Raw genomic sequence first — 9,824 nt, 5'->3', positions numbered from 1 at the left:
CCTGCGTAGATATGCCAATGTCGTAGAGGCCATCATCGGTTTCCAGATAAGAACCAGCGGCCATCAGGAACGCTGTCATTCCGAACAAAAAAACACATACGCTAAACGGCGTTCTCATTTTATTTAGCATGGACACTTCCCCCGTATATTTTCTGTATACAGACACTTATCGATGGCAAGTATGCAAAAAATGCATCGATTTTTTTTGTTATATGGATTTTCCCCTTAACCCTTACTTAACAGTTGTCTAGGGTTTATAATCCATAATATTAAACCAGCCCATAAATGTCAATGCCATACAACTGTTAAACAAAACTGCACATGCCAGCTTCTTGCGCTCCATGACTGTAAGCCCGTTAGGGGGCTTGTCGAAGGGAGCGACATCAAAAGGGACAGGCATGTCTAACAGAGCGGCGGCTTCGGTCACCGAGCGGAGGCGAAGTGACCGTGACCGGACGCATACTGGCAAAACACGGCGATGTTTTGCAGCCAGCGCGTGTCTTCCAGCAAAAAACGGCAGCGCGCCAGCGTCTCCTGAACAGCCGCGTCTTTATTTAAATTTTTCAGGGCTTTGCCCAGCTCCTGAAAAAAACGCGCGCCAGTACTGATCAGCAGCAGCGCCGTTTCCATTTTTTTGATCTCTTTAATGTTTTCCAGTTTTTTGGCAAAAGCCTGCAGCGTACTCCTGACCTGCCCGCAAAACTCCGCCAATTTGCGCAGCTCGTCGAGCCTGGTTTTGTCCCATTGACTGACGACCGCGGCGTCCTGCCGGCTCAGCTTGACGATCACATCCAGAGCGACGGCCGTGCCGCTTTTATACTGGCTGCTGTACTCATAACAATTGTCCAGAAAATCCAGCTCGGCTGGAGTATTCCAGGCCGCGGCTTCCGTTTCCAGATCGCAAAACAAAATGCTCAGCGGCACGGTGGTCTGACCGCTCAGCGCGGCATTCACCAAAAAATAAGCGTCCAGCTTTAGTTTTAAAACTAGTGTGCCGCCGCTGGACTCATATATCCGCCGCAGCAGCGCGGCCAGCGCGGAATATTTTTTGGCCTGCTCGGCCCGCACGGCGTTTTCCAGCAGACTAAAATCCGTGCCGAGACGGTCTCGCGGCGCGGCCAGCCGCGCGTAAAAATTTTCGCAGACATTGTCCAGCGCGATCACCGCCGTGTCCAAACCGCAGGCCAGTTCTTTCAGACCGATCTGCCGTTCCGCAAATAATTTTTGCTGTTCCGCGGTCAGATCCGCGCAGGCGGCAAAACGTTCGGTCAGCTCCGCATAGGCGGCGGTCAGCGCGGCGTCCTGGAGACGGTAAATATCTTTGGCCATTTTTTGAAATTCCGGTTTGGCGGCCAGCCGGGGTAGATTGTCCAGCTGCGCGGCGGCGGTCTGCAGAGAAGAGCGCAGATTGTCCGTCAGCTCGGCGAAATAACCGCGCTTATTGTCCCGCAAAATTTCCGCCGCCCTGGCTTTTAGTTCCGGCGAGATCCGCGCGCCGCGCGCCAGCTCGCCCAGCGCCAGACGCGCCGGCCGCAGGTCATAGCCGGACTCCGCGTCGAGTAAAACAAAAAATATTTCTTCCTGCAGCTCTTCCGCTATAGTCTTGAACTGGCTGGCCGCTTCTCGCTGTCCGCCCTGCCGCAGCAATAAATAAGCATGGCGCGCCGCGCGGCGCACCTGCTCCGCGTCGCGGCTGTCGACAAATTCGCCAAAAATCGTCCGCGCCAGTTCGCCGGATTTACGTCCCAGACGCTGATGCGCCGCGCGTGTCGATCTGTGTCGCCGCAGCTCCTCCGCGGTATTGGCAAAAAAAGCGCCTGTATCCAGTACCGCCGCCGCGGTGTTGCTAACCGGAGGCAGTACGCTGCCCGAAGGCGGCGCGTTGCCTTCGGGCAGCGCGTTGTCCGGCGGAGCATTTTTATCTTTTCGCTCCGCGGCGCTGGTGAAATATTCTTCGATTATTTCGTCCTGCGGCATGGTTTCCCCTCTTTCAAATCTTTTTAGCCAGCGCCGCGCTGATAGTCACGGCGCTGTTACAACAACGAATACTCTTTCAAATCTTTTTAGCCAGCGCCGCGCAAAAAGCTTCACGTTGTTTCTGTGGCATTTTTAGAGAATTGAAAACTTCTTCAACCGCAGGCAGCGCTCTGTCCGCCGCTGGTTCCGCGTCGACCAAAAGCAGCCCGGCCAGTCTCTGCAAAGCCGGCTCATTGTGGCGCAGCTGCAGCTCCGGCAAATAAAGTTCTTCGACAAAACGCAGTTTGGCCAGGATCTGCTCTTTGGTCGCGGCGCCGGACTGCAGGCTTTTGTCCACGCGCTGCTGGAGCTGATTAAAGGCTTCGGTGATCTTGCGGCTCTCCTCGGCGCGGCGCGCCGCTACGGCCTGCAGATCGACTTTTTGCAGCGCGTCTCTCTTGAGCCGCAGCGCCTGCTGATCGCTCTCCAGCAGGTCTTTGTACAGCCTGGTGTTCAAAGGCTGAATATTCTCAAAATTGCGCCGCGCGTTGACCGGCACGGCAAACTCGCGCCCCGGCTCAATGCCTTTGAGCCGGAGAAAATACGGTTTGAATTCAAAACGGTCAAAACGCTGCATATTGTCGCTAAAAAAATGGTCGATCGAGATCTGATGCGTATTGAGATAAGTGACCGCCTCTCTTTTCTGGTCTAAGCTCTGGCAGGAACAAAGCAGGCTCAGCACGGCTTTTAGCTCGACCGGACTGGTACGGATCTTGCCGGTGATCACGGAGTCAAAATACGCCAGCAGCGCCGCTGGTTTTTCCCCGGGCTGCAATTCATCAAGTTTTAGTTTGGCGATAACGCTGTCTTCAATACTGCCACCAGCCATGAAAAACACCTCTCTTATCTGAAGCTATACCCAGTTTTGGGAAATATATGCCTGCTGCTGCCTCAAACTTCACACATCGGCTTTTGCCCCAGTTTTTGTCATTCAATCAGCGTTCAGCGTTGCCATGTCTGCTGACGCAGACACCCCTCAGACAAAAATCTGCGGCGCAGATTTTTGCCAGCTCCCCTTATAAAGGGGAGCTAACTTTTTCAGCTGGACAGGCTGTCTTTTATGGATTTCAAAACGGCCGTTAAATTTTGCCGTACCTGTTCGTTGGTAAAGCGCAGGAATTTTATACCAAGATTTTCGATAATTCGCTGGCGGTCTTTATCTATTGCCGATTGCCTGTCCGTTAGGTGCACACCGCCGTCGACCTCGATGGCCAGTTTACGTGCCGGACAATAAAAATCCAGGACAAAAGCTTTCACGCCATACTGCCGCCTAAATCTAATGCCTAATTTATTATTCCTAACCGCCGTCCAGAGAATAAGTTCCGTAGCGGTCAGGTTTTTTCGCAAACGCTTGCGCCGCTCAATATATTTTTTCATATTATATATTTTTGTCACCTTCTAATTATACATTACGTATCTGGTTGCCTCTCTTTAGCAAGGAACAAACTTTATACGGCTGATTTTCTCCCCTTTACAAGGGGAGATGTCACGAAGTGACAGAGGGGTGTCTCACGGAAGCGAGACATATAAAAAACGGCGCTGCTGAAATACGCTCCCTGCGACAGGCTCCCTAACGGGCTTACAGTCAGGGAACGGTCAAAACCTCTCGATATTTTTTTGCAGGGCGGCCAGCGAGCCGTCGTTGACGATAATTTTGTGCGCGCGCTGCTTATAGATATAGACTTTTTGATTGGCCGCCAGCCGCCGCCAGACCTGACCGGCGGTCAAACCTTTGGCGGTCAGCCGCTCGTAGATCAGATTTTCCGGCGCGTCCACGAAAAGTACTTTGTCGCAGTATCCGGCCAAGCCCATCTGATAAAGCAGCGCCGCGTCAATGACGAAATGTTTTTGCCGGGCGCGGAGCTGCCGCCGGATGATCCGCCGCATAAAAGGATGCGTCAGGGTGTTCAAACAAAAAAGTTTGAAAGGAGATTTGAAGACCTGCGCGGCCACGGCCGGCCGCTCGGCTGAGCCGCAGAGCAGGCGCACCGCCCGGCGCACAAATTTATTTTCGGCCAGCACTCGATGCCCGACCGCGTCCACCTCGATATATTCCGCGGCAAAACGCCGCGCCAGCAGCCGCGCCGCTTCAGATTTGCCGCTGCCGGTAATTCCTGTAACGCCGATGATCACGGCCTTAAATATATGCTAGACTTCCAGCCATGTCAAAAATCCGCGCACTGTTTTTCGACATGGACGGCGTCATTGTGGACTCCATGCCTTATCATTTTTTCGCCTGGCATGAGGCGCTTAAGAAATACGGCATCACGGTCGGCCCGCAGGATATTTACGCACACGAGGGCGAAAAATGGGAAACCACGCTCCAGCATTATCTGACCCGGAATAATCTGCCGGCGGATCTGCCGTTTAAGCGCAAGATTTTTAATTACCGCCAAAAATTATTCCGCAAAATATTCCGGCGGCACATCATGCCCGGCCTGCCAGAACTGCTGCGGGAATTAAAAAGCAAAAAATACCTTCTCGGTCTGGTCAGCGGCACACCGAGTTCGGATATGCCGCAGCTGCTCTCCAAACCGCTGCTCAAATTATTTGACTGCGTGGTCGGCGGCGAACTGACCACGCGCAGCAAACCGCACCCCGAGCCGTACCTCGCCGCCGCGCAAAAACTGGCTCTGCCTCCGGCGAAATGTCTGGTCATCGAGAACGCGCCGCTGGGTATTCGTTCCGCCAAAGCCGCGCGGATGCGCTGTCTGGCCGTCACCACCAGTCTGCCGGCAGATTATCTCCAAAAAGCTGGCGCAGACCAGGTGTGCGGGATAAAAGATCTGCGGAAGAAAATACTTGAGTTTTTGGGGTGAGCGAAGGGGATCGAACCCTCGACATTCAGAACCACAATCTGACGCTCTACCAACTGAGCTACGCCCACCAACATAAATATTTTACCGCATCAGCGGCAAGCGCGCCCGGTCTGAATCGAACATACGACCCTCTGCTTAGAAGCCGCACCGGCGCAAAAACCGCATAAGTTTATCACGAAAATATAATCTGTCCTATATTTAACAAACAAAGAGCTTTATGCGCTTTTAGACGGTTATCTGTTCTATTTTCAAAAAATATGTGGGGGATTTTTTTAGGTCTTGTAAACTACAGTTGTCGCGCGCCAGGTGTGCCGGTAGAATATCTCAATGTGGTATCTTTATTTAGATGAATCGGGCGATTTGGGTTTTGATTTGAAGCGCAAAACTACTTCTAAATACTTCACAATAACAATACTTTGTTTTGAGGGAATTGCTAACAATCGCTTTCTTAGTCATGCTATCAAAAAAACTCTTGCCAGAAAAATGAATTTTAAGAAGCGTAAATTTATATTTGAAGAAATCAAAGGTACTAATACGACACTTGATACCAAAAAATATCTATACAAATATCTGCAAAAAATAGACTTCAGTATCTATGCTATTACAATAGACAAACAAAAAGCTATCCGTCATATTGGCGAGGATAAATCACGACTCTATAACTATATTGCCAAACTTGTATTGGATAAAATACCTTTAGAAAAAGCTGATAAGGCAGGAATTGAATTTGTAATCGACAAGAGTAAAGCAAAAACAGAGCTAGCCAAGTTTGATTATTATATAAGACAACATTTGCAATCTCGCATAAGCCCTAATACTCTGTTTAATATCTATCATGGAAACTCCAAAGAATTACAAGGTATACAAGTTGCCGATTTATTCTGTTGGGGCATTTTTCAAAAATATGAACACAACAAAACAGATTGGCTGAATATATTTAAGAAAAAGATCGCTTTTGATGGAAAGTACGCGGGATAAAAAGTGAGCGTGCGCTTGTATGTTTTTTCCATTCTGTCGTCGCGCGCTCTAAGAGTTTGCTCGGAACGGACATACAAGTCGGCTTACCGCTCCAGTAGATATTAGCATATAACCAGCGTCTACACAATACTTCTGGCGCGCCCGGTATGAATCGAACATACGACCCTCTGCTTAGAAGGCAGACGCTCTATCCCCTGAGCTACGGGCGCAAAACTTAAGGAAGTTTATCATGAAAATATCTTGGTATAAACAACCCTGACCCGAACTTAACGAGCGTAGCGAAGTTAAGTGAGGGAAACAAGCGCGTAGCGCGACGTTAGCTACGGGCGCAGAAATCAGTAAAGTTTATCATGAAATAACTTGGCACAAAATCCCCTGCCGCAAATGTTGTGCTAAAATAATTCCATGAAGTACCTGATACTGATCGGCGACGGCATGTCCGGCCGGCCGCTCAAGGAACTGCGCGGGCGAACTACGCTGGAAGCCGCGCGCACACCTAATATCGACAAACTGCTCTCCGCCGGATTGACCGGCCTGGTGCAGAACGTTCCGCGCGGCATGAAGCCGGGCTCCGACATCGCCAATATGTCCATCTTTGGCTACGATCCGCGCCAGCGCTACTCCGGCCGCGCGCCGCTGGAAGCCGCCGCCCAGGGACTCAAACTCGGCGCGCCGGACGTGGCTTTTCGCTGCAATCTGGTAACTATCCAAAACGGCAAAATGCGGGACTTTACCGCCGGCCATATTTCCACTCCGGCCGCCCGCAAACTCATTAAGAAAATCGACCGCGCGCTGGGCGGCGCGCGGGTTAAATTTTACCCGGGCGTAAGCTACCGGCATCTCTGCGTCATCAAACACGGTAGTCTTCGGGCCGCCTGCGCGCCGCCTCACGACATTACCGGACAGAGCGTCAAAAAATATCTGCCCCGGGACGCGCTGCTCAATCAACTGATGAACGCTTCGCGGGAAATTTTGGCTAAAGAAAAAACTAAAGCTACACAGATCTGGCTGTGGGGACAGGGGCAAGCGCCGAAATTGACTCCCCTCGCGCAAAAATATAAACTGACCGGCGCGGTCATCACGGCCGTGGATTTGATCCGCGGACTGGGGCATTACGCCGGACTGCAGCCGCTGCGCGTCAAGGGCGTGACCGGTTTTCTTGACACGAATTACGCGGGCAAAGCGCGCGCGGCTCTGCGCGCTCTAAAAAAACAAGATCTGGTCATCGTGCATGTCGAGCCGCCGGACGAGTGCGGACACATGGGCGATCTGAAATTAAAAATTCGGGCTATCGAAGATTTTGACAGCAAGATCGTCGGGCCGATCTGCCGGGAATTATTCCGGAAAAAAATCCCTTTTCGCGCTTTGATCCTGCCCGATCATCCTACGCCGATCTGCCTCAAAACTCATTCCGGCGAACCGGTGCCGTTTGTATACTTTGACTCAGCCCGGCCGCGGCCATTTAAATCGCAAAAATACGCGGAGAAAACCGCTAAAAAATCCGGCCTCTACATCGCGCGCGGGCACGAACTGCTGGGAAAACTTTATGCCGGTTTTTGATTTTGTCTGTGTCAAATGCCAAAAAAAATTTTCCGAGCTGGTTTGGGGAGCGGAAAAAATAAACTGCCCCCGCTGCGGCGCGGATTTTCCGCGCCGCTTATTTTCCGGATTTCACACTATCTCCGACGCTACCCGTCTGGAGACCCACGCCGCCGATCTGCCGACTATGGCGCAGTGGGAAAAGGCGCGGCGGGCGGGCGTTTCGCCTGCGCCTGGTATCCGCAAGCAGAAAAGAGAAAAAACCAACCGCTTAACTATGCGGGACTTAAAACCCCGCGCAGCAATTTCTCAAGCGAGGCATAGTCACTGAGCGTATTTATCTCCCGCCGCAGCTCCGCCGCGCCGGCAAATCCGCTGATATAGCGCGTGGCAAATTTGCGCATCTCGGCGATAGTTTTGCCCTCATTGTCCGGCTGATACCGCAATAACCGCCGCGTATGCTCCAAATACATCTCGGCGCGCTGCCGCGGCGACACCGTGTCCGCCGTCTCAAAAATCCAGGGATTGCCGATCGCCGCGCGGCCGATCATGGCCGCGGCGCAGCCAGTCTGCGCCAGCAGCGCGCCGATATCCGCCCGCGTTTTGACATCGCCGTTGCCGATTACCGGTATTTGCACAGCGGCGGCCAATTCTTTAATTTTTGTCCAATCCGCCTCTCTGGCGTAAGCCTGCTGTCTGGTACGCGCGTGCAGAGTTACCGCCGCGGCGCCGGCCTGCTCGGCAATCTTGCCCAGCTCTAAAAAATTTAAATTTTTGGCGTCCCAGCCGAGGCGAAATTTCACCGTAACCGGCGCCGGAGATTTGGCGGCGGTTACTTCAATGATCTCCCGCGCCAGCGGCAAATTTTGCATCAACGCCGCGCCGGCGCCGGAGCTAACCACTTTGCGCACCGGACAGCCCATATTGATATCCACACAGGCAAAGTCCGTGTTTTCCGCCAAAAAATCCACCGCCCGCGCGAATTCCTCGGGGTTTTTGCCGAAAAGCTGCACGCCCACCGGCCGGTCACGGCGCACGGCCAGATAGCGCAGGGTTTTGCGGTTTTGCCGCGCCAGACCAGCCACGGAGATCATCTCGGTGTAGGCCAGGCCAGCGCCGTGTTCCAGGCAAATCTCCCGGTAGACCAGATCGGAAATTCCAGCCAGCGGCGCGGCCAGCACATTGCGTAGCGTCAAACTGCCCAGCTTAAATCTGCCGTCCATAGGCTAATTATAATATGCTAAAATAAAGACGTATATGCGTAAACTTTTTTTGCTTTTTTTAGCGGTCTTTTTCAGCTACGGCGCGGCCGCCCTGCCTTACGCCGCGCTGGTCAACGGCGAGGCTATTCCGCTGGCAGAATTTGAAGCCGTGCTGGCCAGCGCGAAAATCACGCTGGTCGACCAGAGCAGCATTGACCTGGAGTCCGAAGAAGGCAAATTTATTCTGGCCACCACGCAGCGTTCGATCATCGACGACATGATCAATCAAACGCTGGTGCGCCAGCAGGCCGCCAAAATGAACATCGCGGTCACTTCCGCCGATGTGCAGGAAGAGATCGCCAGACTGCGCGCTGGTTTTCCCTCTCAAAAATTATTTGAAGAAACGCTGGCGCAGGAGCATATTGATTCCGCGGAATTAGCCGACGGCATTCGTTCGCGCTTAGTCGCCGAAAAGATCAAAAAAACGCTGGCGCCCAAAACCGCTGTTTCCGACAAAGAGCTGAATAGTTTTCTGGAGAGCAATCAAGAGCTTTTTGCGGATCAGGACGAATCTTCCGAAGCTAAAAAATATTTGATCCGCAAAAAAGAAAACGAAATCTACGACCGCTGGTTTGCCAAAATTCGCGGCGCGGCCAGGGTCGAGATCAATCCGGACATTCTCTCCAGCGATGAACCGGCGTTGGACATTGACCAGAAACCGCTGCCGGACAAAACTATTTCCAATGGACGAGTTTAACCGTTTGCTGGACACGATCCGCCAGCTGCGCGCGCCGGACGGCTGTCCGTGGGATCGGGCGCAGACACACGATTCGCTGAAGCCTTATCTGCTGGAAGAAACTTACGAAGCCCTCGACGCGCTGGATAAAAAAGATCTGGCTTTGTTTCAAGAAGAATTAGGCGATCTGCTTTTGCAAATAGTTCTGCACAGCGTCATCGCCGAGGAAAAAAACACGTTTACTTTTGCTGACGTGGCGCGCGCTGTCGCGGACAAAATGATCCGCCGGCACCCGCACGTCTTCGCGGACACCAAAGTCAGCGGACAGGACGAGATCTGGCAAAACTGGGAGCAGATCAAAAAAACGGAAAAAAGCCAAAAATCCGCCCAGAGTATTTTAGATTCTGTGCCGCGCGGTATGCCGGCTTTATGCCGCGCGGAAAAAGTCCAGAAAAAAGCGGCGCGGGTGGGATTCGAGTTTACCGAAACGCGGTCGGTTTTGGAAAAAATCAAAGAGGAAATCACGGAGTTTGA

General features: G+C 52.4%; 11 protein-coding genes and 2 tRNA genes. 6 read left to right on the top strand and 7 right to left on the bottom strand.

Features of this window, described 5'->3' with window-relative positions; translation table 11 throughout:
• Nucleotides 1-423: 423 nt before the first annotated feature.
• From LBJ25_07720 to coaE, 4 genes are all read right to left on the bottom strand, one after another.
• Nucleotides 424-1,977, bottom strand: a complete 1,554-nt coding sequence (locus LBJ25_07720; GenBank protein ID MDR1453841.1) for a hypothetical protein — start codon at nt 1,975-1,977, stop codon at nt 424-426.
• Nucleotides 1,978-2,053: 76 nt separating this feature from the next.
• Nucleotides 2,054-2,845 (bottom strand): hypothetical protein, encoded by a 792-nt coding sequence (locus LBJ25_07715; GenBank protein ID MDR1453840.1) that lies wholly within the window; start codon nt 2,843-2,845, stop codon nt 2,054-2,056.
• 209 nt (nt 2,846-3,054) lie between these two features.
• A complete protein-coding gene (locus LBJ25_07710; GenBank protein ID MDR1453839.1) occupies nt 3,055-3,411 on the bottom strand; it encodes an endonuclease domain-containing protein in 357 nt (118 codons plus the stop codon).
• Between the two features lie 201 nt (nt 3,412-3,612).
• Nucleotides 3,613-4,149 carry a dephospho-CoA kinase gene (gene coaE / locus LBJ25_07705; GenBank protein MDR1453838.1) on the bottom strand — a complete coding sequence of 179 codons (537 nt, stop codon included), beginning with the start codon at nt 4,147-4,149 and terminating at the stop codon, nt 3,613-3,615.
• Between the two features lie 29 nt (nt 4,150-4,178).
• Here coaE and LBJ25_07700 point away from each other — a divergent pair, with 29 nt between their 5' ends.
• Nucleotides 4,179-4,835 (top strand): HAD family phosphatase, encoded by a 657-nt coding sequence (locus tag LBJ25_07700; protein MDR1453837.1) that lies wholly within the window; start codon nt 4,179-4,181, stop codon nt 4,833-4,835.
• On the opposite strand, the gene LBJ25_07695 is transcribed toward LBJ25_07700, so the two are convergent.
• Nucleotides 4,828-4,903 (bottom strand) — tRNA-His (locus LBJ25_07695). The genes LBJ25_07700 and LBJ25_07695 overlap by 8 nt on opposite strands.
• Before the next feature lie 259 nt (nt 4,904-5,162).
• On the opposite strand from LBJ25_07695, the gene LBJ25_07690 reads away from it, so the two are divergent.
• Nucleotides 5,163-5,813: a DUF3800 domain-containing protein gene (locus LBJ25_07690; protein ID MDR1453836.1), complete on the top strand. Its 651-nt coding sequence runs from the start codon at nt 5,163-5,165 to the stop codon at nt 5,811-5,813.
• A 133-nt stretch (nt 5,814-5,946) separates the two neighbouring features.
• Here the strand turns inward: LBJ25_07690 and LBJ25_07685 are convergent.
• Nucleotides 5,947-6,022 (bottom strand) — tRNA-Arg (locus LBJ25_07685).
• A 196-nt stretch (nt 6,023-6,218) separates the two neighbouring features.
• Here LBJ25_07685 and LBJ25_07680 point away from each other — a divergent pair.
• Nucleotides 6,219-7,373, top strand: coding sequence for a cofactor-independent phosphoglycerate mutase (locus LBJ25_07680; protein ID MDR1453835.1), 1,155 nt, complete (start codon nt 6,219-6,221; stop codon nt 7,371-7,373).
• Complete coding sequence (locus tag LBJ25_07675) at nt 7,360-7,683, top strand: hypothetical protein (GenBank protein MDR1453834.1); 324 nt, start codon at nt 7,360-7,362, stop codon at nt 7,681-7,683. Before LBJ25_07680 ends, LBJ25_07675 begins: the two co-directional genes overlap by 14 nt.
• Here LBJ25_07675 and LBJ25_07670 read toward each other — a convergent pair.
• On the bottom strand, nt 7,628-8,575 hold the full coding sequence (locus LBJ25_07670) for a tRNA-dihydrouridine synthase family protein (GenBank protein MDR1453833.1): 948 nt from the start codon (nt 8,573-8,575) through the stop codon (nt 7,628-7,630). The two genes, LBJ25_07675 and LBJ25_07670, sit on opposite strands and share 56 nt — an antisense overlap.
• Before the next feature lie 34 nt (nt 8,576-8,609).
• On the opposite strand from LBJ25_07670, the gene LBJ25_07665 reads away from it, so the two are divergent.
• Both LBJ25_07665 and mazG read left to right on the top strand, forming a co-directional pair.
• Complete coding sequence (locus LBJ25_07665) at nt 8,610-9,311, top strand: SurA N-terminal domain-containing protein (protein MDR1453832.1); 702 nt, start codon at nt 8,610-8,612, stop codon at nt 9,309-9,311.
• Nucleotides 9,298-9,824: nucleoside triphosphate pyrophosphohydrolase (mazG, locus tag LBJ25_07660; GenBank protein ID MDR1453831.1), on the top strand; the 527-nt coding region annotated here is incomplete at its 3' end. The genes LBJ25_07665 and mazG, both read left to right, overlap by 14 nt.

This window comes from Candidatus Margulisiibacteriota bacterium (assembly GCA_031268855.1).
Taxonomy (GTDB): Bacteria; Margulisbacteria; Termititenacia; order Termititenacales; family Termititenacaceae; genus Termititenax.
This window is presented reverse-complemented; position numbering and strand designations above follow the sequence as displayed.

What these genes read in the sequence shown, in the direction of transcription:
- LBJ25_07670 (MDR1453833.1), bottom strand. Translation starts at nt 8,575, where the DNA reads ATGGACGGCAGATTTAAGCTGGGCAGTTTGACGCTACGCAATGTGCTG.
- LBJ25_07675 (MDR1453834.1), top strand. Translation starts at nt 7,360, where the DNA reads ATGCCGGTTTTTGATTTTGTCTGTGTCAAATGCCAAAAAAAATTTTCC.
- LBJ25_07700 (MDR1453837.1), top strand. Translation starts at nt 4,179, where the DNA reads ATGTCAAAAATCCGCGCACTGTTTTTCGACATGGACGGCGTCATTGTG.
- LBJ25_07665 (MDR1453832.1), top strand. Translation starts at nt 8,610, where the DNA reads ATGCGTAAACTTTTTTTGCTTTTTTTAGCGGTCTTTTTCAGCTACGGC.
- LBJ25_07720 (MDR1453841.1), bottom strand. Translation starts at nt 1,977, where the DNA reads ATGCCGCAGGACGAAATAATCGAAGAATATTTCACCAGCGCCGCGGAG.
- LBJ25_07690 (MDR1453836.1), top strand. Translation starts at nt 5,163, where the DNA reads ATGTGGTATCTTTATTTAGATGAATCGGGCGATTTGGGTTTTGATTTG.
- LBJ25_07680 (MDR1453835.1), top strand. Translation starts at nt 6,219, where the DNA reads ATGAAGTACCTGATACTGATCGGCGACGGCATGTCCGGCCGGCCGCTC.
- LBJ25_07715 (MDR1453840.1), bottom strand. Translation starts at nt 2,845, where the DNA reads ATGGCTGGTGGCAGTATTGAAGACAGCGTTATCGCCAAACTAAAACTT.